Annotated in this window: 15 protein-coding genes; 7 read left to right on the top strand and 8 right to left on the bottom strand. The window is 68.3% G+C overall.

Features of this window, described 5'->3' with window-relative positions:
* Positions 1–9: 9 nt before the first annotated feature.
* Positions 10–1,527, top strand: a complete 1,518-nt coding sequence (locus AC1DXX_RS00885; RefSeq protein WP_478132272.1) for an amidase — start codon at positions 10–12, stop codon at positions 1,525–1,527.
* A 22-nt stretch (positions 1,528–1,549) separates the two neighbouring features.
* Here the strand turns inward: AC1DXX_RS00885 and AC1DXX_RS00880 are convergent, their stop codons facing one another.
* The 3 genes from AC1DXX_RS00880 to AC1DXX_RS00870 are packed head-to-tail and all read right to left on the bottom strand — an operon-like array spanning position 1,550 to position 5,251.
* Positions 1,550–3,280 carry an ABC transporter ATP-binding protein gene (locus tag AC1DXX_RS00880; RefSeq protein ID WP_478132271.1) on the bottom strand — a complete coding sequence of 577 codons (1,731 nt, stop codon included), beginning with the start codon at positions 3,278–3,280 and terminating at the stop codon, positions 1,550–1,552.
* Position 3,281: 1 nt separating this feature from the next.
* Positions 3,282–4,235: an ABC transporter permease gene (locus AC1DXX_RS00875; RefSeq protein WP_478132270.1), complete on the bottom strand. Its 954-nt coding sequence runs from the start codon at positions 4,233–4,235 to the stop codon at positions 3,282–3,284.
* A gap of 32 nt (positions 4,236–4,267) precedes the next feature.
* Complete coding sequence (locus AC1DXX_RS00870; RefSeq protein WP_478132269.1) at positions 4,268–5,251, bottom strand: ABC transporter permease; 984 nt, start codon at positions 5,249–5,251, stop codon at positions 4,268–4,270.
* A gap of 154 nt (positions 5,252–5,405) precedes the next feature.
* Here AC1DXX_RS00870 and AC1DXX_RS00865 point away from each other — a divergent pair, with 154 nt between their 5' ends.
* Positions 5,406–6,995 (top strand): ABC transporter substrate-binding protein, encoded by a 1,590-nt coding sequence (locus AC1DXX_RS00865; RefSeq protein WP_478132268.1) that lies wholly within the window; start codon positions 5,406–5,408, stop codon positions 6,993–6,995.
* A 48-nt stretch (positions 6,996–7,043) separates the two neighbouring features.
* Here AC1DXX_RS00865 and AC1DXX_RS00860 read toward each other — a convergent pair whose 3' ends face one another.
* From AC1DXX_RS00860 to AC1DXX_RS00840, 5 genes are read right to left on the bottom strand one after another with little or no spacing between them, the layout of a single operon-like run.
* Positions 7,044–8,729: a M14 family metallopeptidase gene (locus AC1DXX_RS00860; protein ID WP_478132267.1), complete on the bottom strand. Its 1,686-nt coding sequence runs from the start codon at positions 8,727–8,729 to the stop codon at positions 7,044–7,046.
* Entirely contained in the window at positions 8,726–9,991 is a 1,266-nt protein-coding gene (locus tag AC1DXX_RS00855; RefSeq protein ID WP_478132266.1) for an ATP-grasp domain-containing protein, read from the bottom strand. Before AC1DXX_RS00855 ends, AC1DXX_RS00860 begins: the two co-directional genes overlap by 4 nt.
* A complete protein-coding gene (locus tag AC1DXX_RS00850; RefSeq protein WP_478132265.1) occupies positions 9,972–11,138 on the bottom strand; it encodes an ATP-grasp domain-containing protein in 1,167 nt (388 codons plus the stop codon). Before AC1DXX_RS00850 ends, AC1DXX_RS00855 begins: the two co-directional genes overlap by 20 nt.
* Positions 11,139–11,166: 28 nt before the next feature.
* Positions 11,167–12,555, bottom strand: coding sequence for an MFS transporter (locus AC1DXX_RS00845; RefSeq protein ID WP_478132264.1), 1,389 nt, complete (start codon positions 12,553–12,555; stop codon positions 11,167–11,169).
* 46 nt (positions 12,556–12,601) lie between these two features.
* Positions 12,602–13,693 (bottom strand): TauD/TfdA family dioxygenase, encoded by a 1,092-nt coding sequence (locus AC1DXX_RS00840; RefSeq protein ID WP_478132263.1) that lies wholly within the window; start codon positions 13,691–13,693, stop codon positions 12,602–12,604.
* 184 nt (positions 13,694–13,877) lie between these two features.
* Here AC1DXX_RS00840 and AC1DXX_RS00835 point away from each other — a divergent pair, with 184 nt between their 5' ends.
* The 5 genes from AC1DXX_RS00835 (at position 13,878) to AC1DXX_RS00815 (ending at position 18,509) form a co-directional block, all read left to right on the top strand.
* A complete protein-coding gene (locus tag AC1DXX_RS00835) occupies positions 13,878–14,762 on the top strand; it encodes a LysR family transcriptional regulator (protein ID WP_478132262.1) in 885 nt (294 codons plus the stop codon).
* 151 nt (positions 14,763–14,913) lie between these two features.
* Positions 14,914–15,990, top strand: coding sequence for an ABC transporter substrate-binding protein (locus AC1DXX_RS00830; protein ID WP_478132261.1), 1,077 nt, complete (start codon positions 14,914–14,916; stop codon positions 15,988–15,990).
* Between the two features lie 11 nt (positions 15,991–16,001).
* Positions 16,002–16,811 (top strand): ABC transporter ATP-binding protein, encoded by an 810-nt coding sequence (locus AC1DXX_RS00825; protein ID WP_478132260.1) that lies wholly within the window; start codon positions 16,002–16,004, stop codon positions 16,809–16,811.
* A complete protein-coding gene (locus AC1DXX_RS00820) occupies positions 16,808–17,638 on the top strand; it encodes an ABC transporter permease (RefSeq protein WP_478132259.1) in 831 nt (276 codons plus the stop codon). Before AC1DXX_RS00825 ends, AC1DXX_RS00820 begins: the two co-directional genes overlap by 4 nt.
* Positions 17,631–18,509 (top strand): transporter substrate-binding domain-containing protein, encoded by an 879-nt coding sequence (locus AC1DXX_RS00815; protein ID WP_478132258.1) that lies wholly within the window; start codon positions 17,631–17,633, stop codon positions 18,507–18,509. Before AC1DXX_RS00820 ends, AC1DXX_RS00815 begins: the two co-directional genes overlap by 8 nt.
* Positions 18,510–18,654: the final 145 nt, after the last annotated feature.

The following is an 18,654-nucleotide window of genomic DNA, read 5'->3' as shown; positions in this document are numbered from 1 at the left end:
AAAGCCCCCATGACCACACAGGACCTTCATCGCACCCTTCTGGATTCGCTGACCTTTGCGAGCGCACGTGCGCAGGCCGAGGCGTTGGCCGCGGGCCGCGTGTCGGCCGTTGACCTGCTCGAGCACGTGCTGGAGCGCATCAATCGCTTCGACAACGACATCAACGCAGTGGTCGTGCGCAACGACGAAGGCGCCCGCGCCGCGGCCCGCGAAGCCGACGCTGCGCTCGCGCGCGGCGAACGCAGGCCGCTGCTGGGCGTGCCGATCACGGTGAAGGAATCGTTCGACGTGGCCGGCTTCGTCACGAGCAGCGGCAACCCCGACTTCGCGAACAACGTGGCAACGCAGGATTCGCTGGCCGTTGCCGCGCTGCGCGGCGCGGGCGCGGTGATCGTCGGCAAGAGCAACGTGCCGCTGGCCCTGGCCGACCTGCAGAGCTACAACGTCATCTACGGCGTGAGCAACAACCCGTGGGATGCCACGCGCACGCCGGGCGGCTCCTCGGGCGGTTCGGCCGCGGCTCTGGCGGCGGGCTATGTGGCGCTGGAGCTGGGCACCGACATCGGCGGCTCGATCCGCATCCCCGCGCACTTCAACGGCGTGTACGGCCACAAGCCCACGGCCGGCCTGGTCGCGATGCGCGGCACCGGCGTGCCATCAGGCCGGCTGGCCGACCGCGACCTGAGCGTGGCGGGGCCGCTCGCGCGCACCGCGTCGGACCTCGAATTGGCGCTCGACCTGCTGCTCAACCTGGAACCACTGGCTGCCAAGGCGTGGAAGGCCACATTGCCCCCAGCACGGCACGCGAACCTCCAGGACTTCCGCGTGCTGGTGATCGACCAGTGGCCCGGCAGCGCGCGCAGCCTGCACGAGGCGCTGGTGGTCGAGCGCGTGGTGGAGCGCCTGCGCACGCAGGGCGTGAAGGTGACACGGCCTTCGGAGCTGCCGGCCGGCCTGTTGCCCGATCTCACGCAGTCGCACCGCGTCTATCGCAGCCTCCTGGGCTCGTCGCTGGCCACGCCGCCCGCATTGAGCAAGGCGGCACAGAAGCGACTCGAAACGCTGGCGGCCGACGACCACAGCGCCGATGCCGCATGGCTGCGCGCACCCACGCTGCGCCACAGCGACTGGCTCAAGGACAACGAGATCCGCGTGGCGCTGCGCCACCAGTGGGAGCGCCTCTTCGAGGCCTTCGACGTGGTGGTGACACCGGTCGCGCCGCTGCCGGCCTTTCGCCACAACCACAGCGAACCGAAGGATGCGCGCACCTATCCCGTCGGGTTCGAGGACGGCACGCGCGAGGTGCGCTTCCTCGACCTGTTCCACTGGGCCGGTCTCCCAGTGCTGCCGGGCCTGCCGGCCACCAGCTTCCCGGTCGGGCTCGACGACGACGGGCTGCCGGTGAGCGCGCAGGCGGTCGGGCCATACCTCGAGGACCGGACGACCATTGCCTTTGCCGATCTGCTGGAGCAGGTGTACGGCGGCTTCATTGCGCCGCCCGGCTACGGGGCAACCGGCGCGGCATGAGGCAAGTCCGCGCCAACGCCGCTCAGGCGGCCTTGCGCTGCTCCACCCCCGGCACCGCCGCGATCAGGCTGCGCGTGTACGGGTGCTGCGGCCGGTCCCAGATGTCGCGGTGGCTGCCGGTCTCGACGATTTGCCCCTTGTTCATCACCATCACGCGGTCGGCGATGTAGCGCACCACCGAGAGGTCGTGCGAGATGAACAGGTACGACAGCCCGAAGTCTTCCTTCAGCTCTACCAGCAGGTTCAGGATCTGCGCCTGCACCGACACGTCGAGCGCCGACACGGGCTCGTCGAGCACCACCAGCGAAGGCCGAACCACCAGCGCCCGCGCGATGCCGATGCGCTGGCGCTGCCCGCCGGAGAACTCGTTGGGAAAGCGCCGCGCCGCATCGGCCGGCAGGCCCACGCGTTCCAGGATGGCCGCGATGCGGTTGCGCCGCTCCTCGCGCTCGGCCACGCCATGCACCTTGAGCACCGATTCGAGAATGTCGAACACGCTGCGTCGCGGGTTGAGCGACGCATACGGGTCCTGGAACACCATCTGCACGCGCCGCCGCCAGGGCTTGAGCGCTTTCTCGGACAGCGGCGCGATGTCGGTGCCGTCGAACACGATGCGGCCGGCCGCCGGGTTCACCAGGCGCAGCAGCGTGCGCGAGAGCGTCGATTTGCCGCAGCCCGATTCACCGACCAGGCCGACGGTTTCGCCGGCGCGAATGTCGAAGGACACGCCATCCACCGCGTGCAGCACGCCACCGCCGCGCGTCGGGTAGTCGGTGCGCAGGTCCTGCACCGACAGCAGCGGTTCGCCGGCCGCAGTGCGCACGGGCAAGGCGCGCACCGTCGATGAGGGCTGGGGCACGTGCAGTGCGAAGTCGCGCACGCCGGTGGCGGGATCGAGCCGTGTCTGGATCTCGGGCAGGCGCGCGTCGGCGTAATGCAGCGCGCTGCCGGCATGCAGCGAAGCCCCCAGCAGGCCCTTGGTGTAGGCGTGCGAAGGCGCGGCGAAGAGCTTCGAGGTAGAGGCTTCCTCGACCTTTTCGCCGCCATACATCACGGCCACGCGGTCGGCCCACTGCGCGACCAGGCCCAGGTCGTGCGTGATCAGCAGCAGCGCCATGTCGAGCTCGCGGCGCAGGCCGTCGAGCAGTTCGAGGATCTGCGCCTGGATGGTCACGTCCAGCGCGGTGGTCGGTTCGTCGGCCACCAGCAGGCGCGGCTTGCAGGCCACGGCCATCGCGATCATCACGCGCTGGCGCTGTCCGCCCGAGAGGTTGTGCGGATGGTCGTCGATGCGCCGGTGCGGCTCGGGAATGCGCACGAGGTCGAGCAGTTCGATCGCGCGCTTGCGGGCTGCGATGGCCGAAAGCTTCTCGTGCCGGCGCAGCGTTTCCCCGATCTGCGAGCCGATGGTGTGCACCGGGTTCAGCGAGGTCATCGGCTCCTGGAAGATCATCGCGATCTCGCGGCCGCGCACCTCGCGCAAGGCCGCCGGCGACAGCGCGAGGATGTCGCGCCCGTCGAAGTGGATGCTGCCGCGCAGCGCGGTGCCGGGCGCCAAAAGGCGCAGCAGTGCGAGCGCGGTGGTCGACTTGCCGCAGCCCGATTCGCCGACCAGTGCCAGCGTTTCGCCGCGCTGCAGCGTCAGGTCGAGGTTGCGAACCGCCTGGATGGGGCCGTTCGATCCGTGGAAGAAAACGTCGAGGCCGCGCACATCGAGCAGCGGCGGCGTGGTCGTCACTTGTTCGAGCGTCATCTCAACGGCCCCTCAGGCGCGGGTTGAAGGCGTCGTTCAGGCCATCGCCCACGAGGTTGAGCGCCAGCACCGTCAGCACGATGGCCGCGCCCGGCAGCGCGGTGAGGAACCACGCGGTGCGCAGCAACTCGCGGCCCTGCCCGATCATGCTGCCCCACGACACCGCGTTGGGGTCGCCCATGCCGAGGAAAGACAGCGCCGATTCGATGAGGATGGCGCTCGCCACCAACACCGAGGTCGTCACGATCACGGGCGGCAGCGCGTTGGGAAGAATCTCCTGGAAGATGATCCGCGCGTGGCCGAAGCCCTGGCTGCGCGCGGCCAGCACGAACTCGGTTTCGCGCAGCGCGCGGAACTCGGCGCGCACCAGCCGGGCAATCACCGGCCACGATGCCAGGCCGATGGCGAACACGATCACCGGCACCGAGGGCTGGCCGATCGCGACTACCACGATCACGAACAGGAACGAAGGCATGGTCTGGAACAGCTCGGTGATGCGAACGAGCAGGTCGTCGATGCGGCCGCCGAAGTAGCCGGCCGTGGCGCCCACGAGCACGCCGATCAGCAGGCTCAGCGTGGCCGCCACCACGCCGACCGCGAGCGAGACACGCGCACCGTGCGCAATGCCGGCGATCACGTCGCGGCCGAGCGAATCGCTCCCCAGCGGATAGGCGGCGTCCTGCCCCGGCCACAGCAGCGGCGACGCCACCATGTCGAGCGGGTCGCCCGGATAGAGCAGCGGCGCGAACAGCGCCAGCACGAGCATGAAGACCAGCAGCACCACGCCCGCCATCGCGGCCGGGTTGCGGAGGAACGCGCGCAGCGCGGCATGGCGGCTGGAGAGCGGTTTGACGTCCACGGCGGCCTTGGCGGCCGGCGCTTTCGCGCGGCGGGCAACGACCGGAGCCGGTGCGGGCGGCGCAATGACGGTATCGAAGGGGAATGGTGTGGACATCGGAGATGGCAATCAGGAAATCGGGAGAAAGCTCAACGCACCTGGATGCGCGGATCGAGCCAGGCATGCAGCAGGTCGACCAGCATGTTGGCCACGATGACCAGCAGCGACGACATCAGCAGCACACCCAGCAGCACGGTGTAGTCGCGGCCCGCCACCGAGTCGAAGGCCAGGCGCCCGAGGCCGGGCCAGCTGAACACGGTCTCGACCACCACCGCGCCGCCCAGCAGCGTGCCGAAATGCATGCCCGCAACGGTGGTGACCGGGATCAACGCATTGCGCAGCACATGGCGCAGGTTCACGCTCCAGGGGTGCAGGCCCTTGGCCTCGGCGGTGCGAACGAAATCCTGCCGCGTCACCTCGAGCATCGCGGCGCGCGTGAGGCGCGAGAAGATCGCGATGTAGAAGCCCGACATGGCCAGCGCCGGCAGCACCAAGTGCCGCGCCACGTCGACCAGGTGCGTCCAGCCTGTGTAGCCCGCGCCGATGCTCTCGCTGCCGCCGGTGGGCAGCCAGCCCAGGTGCACCGAGAACAGCACGATCGCCATCAGCCCGAGCCAGAAGCCCGGCGTGGAATACAGCAGCAGCGCCAGCACCGAGAGCGTGCGATCCTGCCAGCGGCCCACGCGGGTGGCCATGACGGTGCCCAGCGCGATGCCGATGGCGAGCGCGAAGGCCAGCGCCGTGACCATCAGCAGCAGCGTGTTGCCCAGCCGCGCGCCGATCAGCGACACCACCGGCATGTTGTAGCGCGGCGAAGTGCCGAGGCTCAGGTGCGCCAGGTTGTTGAGGTAGGCGGCCAGCTGGTGCAGCACGGGCAGGTCGAGCCCGAAGTGGGTGCGCAGCTGCGCCATGCTTTCGGCGGTGGCCGAGCCGGACTCGGCCGCCACCACGTCGGCGGCATCGCCCGGAATCCACTGCATCAGCACGAAGTTGAGAAGGATCACGCCGATGACGGTGGGCACGGCTTGCCACGCCGTGCGTGCCAGGGTGCGGCTTGCGCTGCGCAGGTTCATGGGAAGAGGTGGTGAAGGCAGTCGATGGGCTCGCAGCGTATGCGGGCGGTCGCGCGGGGCGAAGGAAGCTTTTCTTCTACGGATATCCGGTTTGCTTCGTTGGACCGGGCAGCGGGCGCCCCTAGATTGCGACTCGCCCTACGGAACCCCACAGATGCCCTCTTCTCTCTCCATTGCCGGCAAGGCGCTGGCCGCCTTTGCGCTGCTCCTGAACCTGCTGAGCCCGCAGATGCTCCACGCGGCGCCCCAGGCCGGCGGCACGGTCACGCTGGTGTTGATGAATGAGCCGCCCACGCTGGTGTCGATCGCGCATTCGCATTCCTCCACGCTGGCCGTGAGCGCGAAGGTCACGGAAGGCCTGCTGAAGTACGACCAGGAACTGAACCCGCAGCCCCAGCTGGCCACGGCCTGGAAGGTCAGCCCCGACGGCAAGACCTACACCTTCACCCTGCGCCGCGGCGTGAAGTGGCACGACGGACGCGACTTCACCTCGGCCGACGTGGCGCATTCGATCCTGCTGCTCAAGGAGCACCATCCGCGCGGCCGCAGCACCTTCGCGCCGGTGGAGCGCGTGAAGACGCCCGACCCGTACACGGCGGTGCTGGAGCTGTCGCGGCCCGCGCCCTACCTGCTGAAGGCCTTCGTCGCGTCGGAAGCGCCCATCGTGCCCAAGCACCTCTACGAGAACGGTGACGTGCTGCGCAACCCCAACGGCGCGGCGCCCATCGGGACGGGGCCCTTCAAGTTCAAGGAGTGGGTTCGCGGCAGCCACATCGTCTACGAGCGCAACCCCGACTACTGGGACAAGCCCAAGCCCTACATCGACAGGCTGATCGTCAAGATCATTCCCGATGCGGCCTCGCGTTCCATCGCCTTCGAGACCGGCGACGTGGACATCGGCCACCGCACGCCCGTCTCGCCCGGCGACATCGAGCGGCTGAAGGCGAACCCGAAGCTGGGCTTCGAGACCCAGGGCAACAGCTACTCGTACAACGTGACGCGCCTGGAGTTCAACCTGCGCCAGCCGCAGCTCAAGGAACTGAAGGTGCGCCAGGCGATTGCACATGCCATCAGCCGCGAGGTGGTGCGCGACAACGTGTTCTACGGCTACGGGGTGATCTCCTATTCACCGATCGCGCCTGGCCTGAAGGAGTTTCACGATACCCGCCCCTCGCCCTACCCCTTTGCGCCGAAGACCTCGGAGCGCCTGCTGGACGAAGCGGGCCTTCCGCGCGGCGCCGACGGCACGCGCTTCACGCTCGCGCTGGATTTCAACCCGAGCGACGTGCACAAGCGCCTGGCGGACTACGTGAAGCAGGCGCTGGGCCGCATCGGCATCAAGGTCGACATTCGCTCCACCGATTTCTCGCAGTACGTGAAGCGCATCTACACCGATCAGAGCTACGACCTCGCCATCAACGGCACYAGCAACCTGTTCGACCCCACGGTGGGTTCGCAGCGCCTCTATTGGTCGAAGAACATCCGGCAAGGCGTGCCCTTCTCGAACGGCACCTTCTACGACAACCCGGTGGTCGACAAGCTGCTGGAAGACGCCGCCGTGGAGATCGATCCGGCCAAGCGGGTGGCGCTCTTCAAGGAATTCCAGCGCATCGTCGGGGTCGAGGTGCCGGACCTGAACCTGCTCTCGCCCACCTACTTCACGATCTACAACCGGCGGGTGCACGACCATTCGCTGACGGGCGATGGCGTGGAAGCGAACTTCGCCGACGTCTATATCCGGTGAAGCCCGAGCCCTCCCCGAGAGGTGACCATCGCATGCGCCCTGCAGGCGTTACGCCAACAGCCCTTTCCAGTAAAGGCGTGCAGCGGCCAGCACGGTGCGCATCTGCGTCGTGTGGGCCAGATGGAATGCGGCGCCGCGAATCGTCTCGTCGGGAAACTCCGTCACGAGCGTGAACGGCACCGTGGAGCGCTCGTCCGTGGTGACGAGGCAGGGAATGCCATTGATGCGCTCGAAAGGCAGATCGCCCACATGGGCCTGCCACATCCGCTGCTGCCCCGCATTGAATTCGGCCAGCGCCGGGGAACCCGACAGCAGCTCTTCGGTGAGCGCGCTCAGGAAGCGCATGCCGTCGTGCCCCGGGTGGCGGCGGAAGATCAGGAAGAAGCCCTTGGGCACCGTCCACAGCTCGCTGCCACGCGGCACGTAGCCGGCGCGGGGGCGCGTCCATTCGTGGGCCGGATAGCCGTGCAGGCTCAGGTGCAGGCGCGCATCGGTGCGGGCGATGGCTTCGAGCCGCGCGGCCTTCTCGCCGAAGGGCGGCTTCATCCGGGCCTCCAGGTCGTCGCCCAGCGCGGTGTAGCGGGCCGCATGCGCCATGTGCGTCGGATGCGTCTCTTGCAGGTGATGGTGAAGCGCCGCGCCGTCGGGGTTTTCGAGCGGCACGAGCGCGTAGTGGGCGTCCCGGTGGCTGTTCAGGTGGCGCGCCGCGCGCAGCGCACCGACAACGCCCGAGCTTTCGTTCGCGTGCTGGCCGGCGGTGATCACCAGGCCCGGCAGCGCGCCGCGCACGTGCACGCCGGCGACCTTCCGGCCCTGGAAAGACGTCACCGAGAACGGCTCTCCCGGCAGCCCGACCACGGCAAGCTCGACGTCTACCGGCGCGAGCGAGCGGTCGGCGGTGTCGAGCACCAGTGCGCTGTCCACGGGTGGATCGACGCGGCGATGCTGCGTGAGCCGCACGCTCACGCACGTATCGCCATCGGTCTGCGAGATCAGCGGGACGATCTGCCCCGGCTGCAGCGTGCGATCGGCATCGGCAACGCCTGCCCGCGCCTTGAAGAACTCCAGGGCGCCGTAGTAGCAGTCTTCGTGCAGTGCTTCGAAGGTGCTGATCGTCTCCTCGCCGAATGGGAGGCGCCGCTCGATGCCTGTCGTTGCAATGTCGATTTCCAGCGTATCGAAGAGCGGCAGCGAGTCCGGCCATCGGTGGCCTCGCACGGCGTCGAGCGCGGCGCTGCAGGCGTTCTCGAACTCTGTTCCCAGCGCCGCGTCCTCGACCAGTGTGTCGCCCTGCCAGACACGCAGCCACCCGCATGGCGAAGCGGTTTCGTCGTTCGGGGCGAACACTTGCCAGCGCTTGTTGCCGGCCTTGACGAGGTAGTCCGTCTGGAGCTCGTCGCCTTCCACAAACCGGAGCGTGGCCGCATCGCCTACCAGGCCAGCCAGCGGGTAAGCCTCCAGGCGGAAGCGCTGCCCTTTGCCAGCGGGTGTCTGAACCGCAATCTCTCCTCGCCCGGTGCCGTCGAACTCCTCGAGAAAGAAATGCACCAGCGGCTTGTACGCACTGCGCAGCACCGCCGCGACGCCCGCCTTGGCCAGTGTCTTCTCCGCCGCCCGACGGGCCGCCACGTCCTCGAACAGCCAGGCCTCGATCCGTGTCACCGGATTCGCTGTGAATCGCGCGACCAATTGCGTGAGGGTTCGGGGAATGACGGTGTCGGGCAGGAGGGTCATGCGGCGAGTGTTTCGGGGTCCGAGAAGAAGCTGTGTTCGATCTGGCGGATCGACGCGCAATCGGCAAGCAGCCGGTCGAACTTCGCATCGAACAGGCCGACCATGCCGAGCGCGGTGAGCAGGTCCGTGGTCACGTTCAGGCGGTCGCCCGTTTTAACCCAGCGCTTCACGCTGACGCAAGACGGCAGTTGTTCGATCGAGTCCCAGGCGAAGTCGCGGCTCAGCACCCCGGCCTTGGGCGACACGAGCAAGATGTGCCCGCAGAAGCCGCTGAAGCGCGGCAGCTCGCCGAGCGTCTCCTTGAAAAGCGTCGGGTTGACGAAAGCCTCGACCGTGACCGAGACCTGGTTCTCGCCCGTCACGGCCGTCGTGAGCCGCGGGTCCAGGCTGCCGTGCAGGCGCGAGTTCAGCTCGACGATGGTGGGGCCTTCGGCCGTCAGGATCAGCTCCAGATGCGAAGGCCCGTAATGCAGGCCCACGGCGTCGAGCACCTGCGCGGCATAGGCGATCACCTCGGCAAAGCGCGGCTCGGTGTGGTCGACCACGAGCATCTTCTCCAGCCGCGGCGAATGGCTGCGGTCGCGCTCGACCGCCCAGAGGCTCACCACCTTGTGCTGGCCCTCGAAGGACACGGCATCGACGATGTACTCCTGCCCTTCGCTGTACGACTGCACCAGGATCTCGTCCTGCACCTCACCGTACCAGGACGTGATCGCCTGCACGTTGCGGGCGGCCTCCTCCACCTGCGCCAGCGTGCGGCAGATCTTCACGCCCTTGACGCCCGCGCTGCGCGTGGGCTTGATGACCACGGGCAGGCGCGCATGCGCCCGCGCCCAGTCGACGATCTCGTCCGGCGAGCGCGACTGGAATTGCTGCGGCGTGCGCACGCCGGCGCGTTGCAGCGTCTCGATCTGCTCGAACTTGTCGCGGCGCGCAGCCGTGAGTTCCACCGGGTTGCGAAACGGCGCCTGCAGCGCATCGGCCAGCAAGGACGCGAGCTCGACGCCGCTGTCCACGCCCGGCAGCACCACGCTGATGCCCAGGTCGCGCAGGGCGTCGGCGGTCTCCTGCAGGTCGCCGCGGTGCACGACGCTGCGCACGTAGTCCGCGGGGTTGATCTGGGGACGCAGGCGCTCCGGGAACGATTCGCTGCTGAGCACGTGGACGCACTTCACGCCGTAGGCGCGAAACGCGGGCGCGAGGTGCGCGCTGGTCGATATGCCGTCGACGATGGCAACGGTGTCAAGCAATTGCTTCTTCATGGAGGATCTCTGCGGTGGGTTGGAGGGTGCGGCGCACGTAGAGGTACGCACGCCGCTCGCGGTCGGCCGCGCGCTGGGGGCCGTAGCTGATGTGGAGGTCGCCGTTCTTCAGCTCGCCCGGCTGCGAGAAATCCCAGGGCTTCGGGTCGCTGTCGAGCAGGAATTCGACACGCGCGTAGGCGCTGGGTGCGAACAGCTCGGGCACGACGACGCGGCGGCCCTGCAGCTTGTCGAGCAGGCGCTCGACCATGCTGAAGCCGTAGCCGTCGCGCACGATGTCGCAGATGAAGCTGCCGGCGATGCGGGGGTTGAGCTCGATCACATAGGGAAGGCCGTCGCGCACGATGCAGTCCAGGTGCACCGGGCCCCAGGTCAGCCCGGCGCGCTCGACCGCTTGCGTGCCGCTGTCGATCAGGCGCCGCAGCGCACGGTCGTCCAGGTCGAGCTCGGAGGTGTAGCCGCGCTCCAGGAAGCCCTCGCCGTGGCGCTTGAACTTGCGCATGGCGCCAACGTAGCGGCCGTCGAAATACTCGACGCAGTATTCGGCGCCTTCGAGGTACTCCTCGACGATCACGCAGTCGGTGAGCCCGGTGCGCAGGTTCGCGCGCAGTTCGTCGGCCAGCGCCTCGAGGTGCTGCCTCGCCTGATCGAGATCGCGGCAGAGCTTCACGCCGTGGCTCGCGGAGCCTTCGGACGGCTTGACCACCACCGGGAAGCGGACCTGGGGCAGCTTGCCCCAGAGCGCCGGCAGATCGGACAACGCACCGACGACGAAACGCGAAGTCGGCAGGTCATGACTGGCCAGGAGCGACTTCTGGTGCGCCTTCGAGACGGAGCGTGCCACGCTCGATGCGTCCGGTCCGGGCAGTCCCAGCGCCTCTGCCACTTGCGCGGCAAGGCGCGCATAGACGTCGTTGGCGGTCGTGACCCGGAGTTGGCGCCCGGGGTGCTGACGGCGCAGCCATGCCACGACGACTTCGGCATCCGTCTCCAGGTCGACGAGCTCGACCTGCGCCGGAAACACGCCCTGCAGCGAATCGTTCGGGCCGCTGATCACGGTCACGTCCAGTTGCCGGTCCAGTGCGGCGCGCACCAGCGCCAGGCTGGTACCGGTCGAGCGCGCGCCGATCACGATGAGTCGTGTCATTCAGGAAATCCCTCGATGGAAGAAAAGCTCACAGGCACAGCACCGCGAGCAGCACGCCCGCGAGCCGGAACAGCGTCGACAGGTCGAACGAGAACGAAGCCCCCGCGGCCAGTTGCGCCGGCAACCCCGCCACCAGCGCGCCGAACAGCGCGATGCCGATGGCGCTGCCAACCTGGCGGGCCGCGCCGAGGATGGCCGAGGCGGTCGCCGAGCGCGCGGGCTCCACGCTCGCGAGCGTGCGCGAGATCAGCGCCGGCGTGGCGATGCCCGCGCCGATGGCCATCAGCAAAAGGCTCGGAAAAATGCGCAAGTACGGCGTGGTCTCGTCGACGCCGTGCAGCAGCGCCGAGCTCAGGGCCAGCAGCAGGAAGCCCGCGATGACCGGCACCCGGGGCGAGTAGCGCTTGGCCAGACGCCCGCTCGCGAGGTTCGCCAGCATGATCACGACGAAGGGCAGCAAGGCGAAGCCGGTCTGGGTCGGCGTGTAGCCCTTGGCGTTCTGGAAGTACAGGCTCAGCACGAAGATCATTCCGTAGAAGGTGACGTTCATGACCACGCCCAGCACGACCGACGCCGAGAAGGCCTTGTTGCGGAACAGCCCGAGCGGAATCATCGGCTCCGCCACGCGCGATTCGGTGAACACGAAGGCGGCGATGACAACCGCCGCAATGGCAAAGCCCGACAGCACCGGCCCCGCGGCCCAGCCCTGCACGCCGGCCTCGATCACCGAGTGCGTGAGAAAGAAGAGCGCGCAGATGGCCAGCACCTGCCCGGCGACGTCCACCCGCTTCGCGGCCACGCGCACGGTCTCGGCGACATAGCGGCGGGTGGCCCAGAGGCCGACGGCGCAGATCGGCAGGTTCACGAAGAAGATCGAGCGCCACCCGAGGCCGCTCGTGAGCACACCGCCGACCACCGGGCCCGCGGCACTCACCACGCCGCCGATGGCGCTCCACCAACCGATGGCATGGGTGCGAGCCGTCGCGTCGCCGGCACAGGCGTGCGAGAGCAGCGACAGCGAAGTGGGCAGGATCAAGGCCGCGCCAATGCCCTGCGCCGCGCGCGCCGCGATCAGCACGCCGATCGACGGCGCGACCGCGCAGGCCAGCGAGGCCAGCCCGAACAGCACGATCCCGGCGCTGAAGACGCGCCGGCTCCCGAAGCGGTCGGCGAAGGAACCGGCCGTGAGCAGCAGCGCGGCAAATGCGAGCGTGTAGGCGTCCACGATCCATTGCAGGCCGGTCACGCCGGCGCCGAGGTCCTTGCCGATCTGCGGCATCGCGACGTTGACGATGGTCACGTCGAGCTGAACCACGACGAAGCCGAAGCTCGTTGCGGCGAGGGTCCAGCCAATGCCGGTGCTGCGCCACGGTGCGGGTGCGAGTTTGGCCAGAGAAGTACTGCCGGCAGCGCTCATTCCGAGGCCCTCGGTTCGCGTGCGGCCTTGCGGCGTTCGTCGAATCTCATGCGGGCTGCGCGGCGTCTGCGCTGCGTGCCCGCACCGGCTCGCTGGCCCGCGGCAGCAGGAACGGATCGAACACCCGCTCGTGCCTTTTGCCGAACGACCGGAAGTTCCACAGGTTGGTCGTGACCATGATGCGCTGCACCCAGCGGTAGGCACGCTCGTTGGCATCGAAGCTCGGCACGAAGCTGTCGCGCGAATGCAGCGCGAAGCGGTTGTTGATGAAGACCAGCCGGCCCGGCTTGATGTCGATGGCCTCGGAGACCGCCCTCACCTCGCGGTGGAAATTCTCCAGCGCCGCCTTGGCGCGCTGGTTCACCGGCAGCACCATGTCGGGATAGAAAGCCACGGTGACCCGCGGCAGTTCCAGCGGGCCCGACAGGACGGGGCTCAGGTCGGTGTTGTCGCGCGGCGTGGGCGTGGCGCCGCGCCAGCGGTACGGCACGCGGATGATGAAGTGGCGGCCATAGAGCGCCTCCAGGTCCTCGTCGCTCAGGCGCGCCAGCGCAAGCCGCGCATCGGCCACGCGGGTCAGCGGCCCCTTCCCCTCGCCCTCGGGTGCGCCGCGCAACCCGAGCAGCAGCAGCGCCAGCGGCGAGGTGTCGCCTTCGGGCATGAAGGCCTGCGCGGCGTTCTCGATGTGGAAATCGAGCTCCACCTCGGACCCCAGGCCGGTGTACTCGTGCCGGGTGTGCTTGTGGGGCGTGAGGTTGTTGACCAGCTCGAGCCCTTCGTGCGAGATCGAATACGGCTCGCCGATGGCCGCGCCGAGCGCCGCCAGCAGGTTCTCGCTGAGCACGCCGTCCTTGAACCGGCGTCCGGTCTCGCCGAACTGCGGGCTGCCCCTGACGCCGGTGTCGATCGGCAGGTTGTCGATCGCCAGGTAGGCGTAGGCGGCGCTGTTGGACGACTTGATGACCTCCAGCAGGCGCACCAGACGCTCCGGAAACCCGGAATAGACGCGCCGGCGAAGCTCGCCGATGTAGGCCGAACTCCCCGCCGGGTCGTAGTCGAGGTCTCCGAGCACCTGACGGATCTGTTCGGCCTCGCTGGCGGTGATGCTCACTTCGGCTCTCGAACCTGGGTCTGACATGAAAACTCCTTGAGTGTGTCGGCAGGCGCGCGGCAACGCGCGTCATGGTGGGCAGCGGTTGGATGTGCTGACGCTGGACGCGAGGCTATGGCCCATTTTTTATCTCAAAAACGAATCTATTTAATATTTCATATCTGATAATCAGATTTATAACTTTCTACCGACTGCATCGAAAGGGCCGCCCATGGACCGTGTATTGCTCGAAACCTTCAAGGCGGTGGTGGACGAAGGCGGTGCCCTGAAAGCGGCCAACGTGCTCGGCTGCGCCCAGTCCAACGTGACGACGCGGCTCAAGCAGCTGGAGCAGCGCCTGGGCGTGCCGTTGTTCAACCGCCTCGGCAAGCGCCTGCAGCTCAGCGAGGCCGGGCAGCGTTACCTGCCCTATGCGGCGCGCATCCTCGACCTGATCGACGAGGCAGCCGCCAATGCGCGCGCCGAGACCCCCGCGCTCCAGCGCATGCGCCTGGGCACCATGGAAAGCACGGCGGCCATGCACCTGCCGCACGCACTGGCCAGCCTGCGCCAGGCTTTCCCGGCGCTGGAACTCCAGCTGGAGGTGGAGGCCGAGCCGGCCCTGTCGCAGATGCTGCTGCAGCACCGGCTGGACCTTGCCGTGACCGCGCGCGTGAACGAACGCGCGGGCCTGATCTACGAAGCGGGCTTCGACGAACCGCTCGTGGTGGTCGCCCAGGACGACCCGGCGGAACTGCTGGCCCAGGCGCCGCTGTATGCACCGACGCTCCTCGCCTTTCGCGAAGGTTGCCCCTACCGCACCATGGCGCAGCGCTGGCTCGAATCGCGGCGCATCGCCTGCGCGCGCGTGCTGTCGTTCAGCACCTACGGCGCGGTGCTGGGCTGTGCCGCCGCGGGCATGGGCATTGCGGTCGTGCCGCGCAGGCTGCTGGAAAACCCGGCACAGGCCTATCGGTTGCAAGCCTATCGCCCGCGCGACCTGTCGCCGGCCACGAGTTATTTCGTGCACCGCAGCGACTGGCAGCCGGGTGTCGAGGCCCGAGCCCTGATGCAGGATCTGCGGCGCTCCGCGCGCCGGCCGATGGCGCCGCTCTGACCCAGGCTGCGCTGCGCAGAGCGCGCAGGTGGAAGTGGCACGCATCCGCGCATATGCATGCGCGGTTTTCTTCGTTGATGCGGCGTGGCGGCCTTCCTACGATCCACGCTTCGCAACCCGACAAGCCGCTCCGCTGCCGGAGCACGCCGCCATGCCCACCGAGACGACCCCATCGCATTCCGCCCGCACCGCTCCTTCGAGGCGCGTGGCACTCAAGACCCTCGCCTCGTTGAGCGCCATCGGCGGTCTCGCCCTCGCCGGCTGCTCGCGCGAAGACAGCAACGCCGCATCGGCCGACGGCCCGGCCGTGGTGAAGAAAACCGGCGACAAGGTCGCCTTCAAGTATCCGAACAACCCCTCGTTCGACCTGATTTACCTGGCCGACGAGCTCGGCTACTTCGAGGGCACCAACACCCGCCCCGAATACGTCGGCAAGATCGCCGCGCCGCAGATCATTCCGCTGGTGGGCACGGGCGAGATCGACTTCGGCAGCCGCATGGTGCCGCTGGTGATCTCGGCGATCGCGTCGGGCGCAGACCTCAAGGTGGTGGCTGCGGGCGGCAAGACGCTGCAGGAAGCGCCGCACATGAAGTACTTCGTTCGCAAGGACTCGGGCATCCGCCAACCGAAGGACCTCGAAGGCAAGACCATCGGCTTCAACAGCTTCGGCGCCTGCGCAGAGTTCGTGACCAAGAAATACCTGCGCCAGAACGGCGTGGACGTGACGAAGATCAACTTCGTCGTCATTCCCGACGAACAGGCCGAGCAGACCCTGGTGACCCGCAACACCGACCTCGCGATCATCCACGCGCCCTTCTCGGGCCGCGCCGACAACGCCGACCAGCTGGTGCGCCTGTGGAGCGACTTCGACCTCGACGGTGGCCTGGGCGGCATGGCCCCCTACAGCGCGCACGGCCAGTTCATCCGCCGGCATCCCGAGGCGGTGCGCGATGTGGTCGTCGCGCTGGCCAAGGCCGGCAACTGGGTCAACGCCAACACCGAGGAAGCCCGCAAGCTGGTGGCCAAGCGCATCAACATGGACCTGAAGAACGTGGACCGCTACGCCTACGTCGACGACCTCGTGGTGACCGAGCCGCCGATCCAGTACTACATCGACATCCTGCAGTCCGAAGGCAAGCTCGCGGCAGGCAAGGTGGCGGTGAAGGACGTCTACACCAACGAGTTCAATCCCTTCGCGCAGCAGCAACAGCAGCCCGCGAAGTCCTGAGCCCGCACGCCATGAGCATCAAGATCTCGGCCCGCGACGTGCGGATGGACTATGCGGCCCGCGGCGCGAGCGAGCGCGTGCGGGTGCTCGAAGGCTTCGACCTGGACGTGCGCGAAGGCGAATTCCTCTCGGTGCTCGGCCCCTCGGGCTGCGGCAAGTCGACCTTCCTGGGCATCCTGGCCGGGCTGACCGAGCGCACCGGCGGGCGCATTGCCATCAACGGCCAGCCGCTCGCGGGCATCAACCGCAACCAGGGCGTGGTGTTCCAGGGCTATGCGCTCTTTCCGTGGCTCTCGGTGCTGGACAACATCGCCGTCGGGCTCGAGATCCGCGGCGTGGGCAAGGCCGAACGCCGCCGCACCGCGCAGGACTACCTGGAGCTGGTCGGGCTGCACGGCTTCGGCGAGCGCTATCCGCACGAGATTTCGGGCGGCATGAAGCAGCGCGTGGCCATCGCGCGCTCGCTGGCCTACAAGCCCGACGTGCTGCTGATGGACGAACCCTTCGCGGCGCTCGACGCGCAGACGCGCGAGATCCTGCAGGGCGAGCTGCTGCGCATCTGGGAGCAGTACCGCAAGACCATCGTCTTCATCACGCACAGCCTGGACGAGGCGGTGTACCTCTCCGACCGCGTGGCGGTGATGACGCAGCGGCCCGGCCGCATCAAGGACGTCATCGAGATTCCACTCGCGCGCCCGCGCTCGGCCGAGCTTCGCCATTCGGCCGAATTCGCCGCCCTGCGCCACCGGGCCTGGGAAGTGCTGAAGGACGAGGTGCAGATCGGCATCCGGCCGAAGCCGCTCGAGGGCGCGGTGCCGTGAGCGCCGTGTTCGACGCGCCCGCCGTACGGCCGCACGGCCGCGTCTTCTTCGGGTTCGCGCGCAGCGCCGGCCGTCTTGCGGAGCGCGGCATCGGCATCGTGCTCTTCCTGGCACTGTGGGAAGCGCTGCCGCGCCTGGGCATCGTGAGCGACGCCTACCTGAGCCCGCCTTCGGCAGTGCTGGCCAGCATCGGTCAGCTGATCGACAACGGCCAACTCTGGAAGCACGTGGCGGCGAGCCTGCAGCGTTCGCTGTGGGGGCTGGTTCTCGCCAGCACGGCCGGCGTGGTGCTGGGCCTGCTGGTCGGCGGTTTCAGGCGGCTGGCCGCCATCGTCGATCCGGTGCTGCAGCTGTTTCGCCAGACTTCGGCCTTCGCGCTGTTTCCGGTGTTTATCCTGTTCCTGGGCATTGGGGAACTGTCGAAGGTTGCGATCATTTTCTGGGCCTCTTTCTGGCCGGTGCTGCTGAGCACCGTGAGCGGCGTGAAGCAGGTCGACCGGCTGCTCGTCGACTCGGCGTTGTCGATGGGCGCCTCACAGCGCTTCGTCTTCTTCAAGGTGGTGCTGCCGGCCTCGCTGCCGTCGATCTTCACCGGTGTCCGGCTGGCGGGTGCGTACAGCATCACGGCGCTGGTGGCGGCCGAGATGATCGGGGCGCATTCCGGCCTGGGCTTTCTCACGCTGAATTCGCAGGAGACCTTCCAGATTCCGACGATGTACGCCGGCATCCTGATGCTCGCGGTGCTCGGGCTGCTGCTCAACTACCTGCTTGCCTTGTTGGAGCGGCGCCTGTTGCGCTGGCGCAAGGGGCTGAGCTTCGATGATTGAGTGCAGGCTGCCGAAGCGCGGGCCGATCGCGGCGGGCACTGTCCTCGCCGTGGTTGTGGCTGTGGCGCTGGCAGGTATCGGCGGCGCCTGGGCTTTCGCAACGCCTGCGCTGTCGACCTTGCCGAAGGGGCCGGTGCTCGCACATGCGATCGAGCGCGGCAAGCTGATCGTTGGTGTGCGTCGCTATCCGCGCCCAGCCCCGCCCGAGGCGCCGACGCCGCCTGAGCCCGATGGCTTCGACGCCGCGCTCGCGCAGCAGCTGGCAGCTTCGATCGGTGTGCCGCTGGAGCTGGTCGGGCTGGATTCCGCCACACAGGAGGCCGCGCTGCGCGAAGGCCGCGTGGACCTGCTGGTCGCCGGCGTGCCTGCGAAATCCGCGCAGGACATCGTCGCGGCCCCCGGCAGCTACGACATCGGCCGCGGCCTCGTGGTCGCGCTGCGCCGCGGCAAGGTGCAGGAAGAGTCCGCGCTGCGCGGCGCCTCGGTCTGCGTGGGCGAAGGCTCGGGCTATGCCGATGCGGTGTCGCAGCACTACGGCGCGCGGCCGCGCAGCTACCCATCGTCGGTGCATGCGGCGTCGGCCTTCATGGCCGGCGAATGCGCGGCGCTGGCCGAGGACGGCGAGGTGCTGGAACGGCTCATGCAGAACGAGGAGTGGCGCTTCTACAAGCCTCTGGCGAGCGGGCTGCGCCCGCCGTCGGACGCAGTCATCCGGCTGCCCGCGGGCGATGCGGCCTCGCGCGACTACATCGCTGCCGCGCTGCGCCAGTGGCGTGCGGACGGCACGCTGGTGCAGGCACGCAGCGCGCGTGCGGGCAACCTCCAGTTCGAGTTCACGCTGCTCAAGGACGGGCTGGTCTGCCACTCCTGAGCACGGCGGGTGGATTGCACCCGTGGCAGCGGACGCCTTCGCGACCTATCGGAGCACGGCGCCAGCGAGCAATGACCGATAGCCAGCATTTTCCGGCGTGATCGGCGGCTGATTCTTTTCGCCAATCGGCGGGAGCAGTGCTGCC

The organism is Variovorax sp. P4_B10, assembly GCF_056402375.1.
This window is presented reverse-complemented; position numbering and strand designations above follow the sequence as displayed.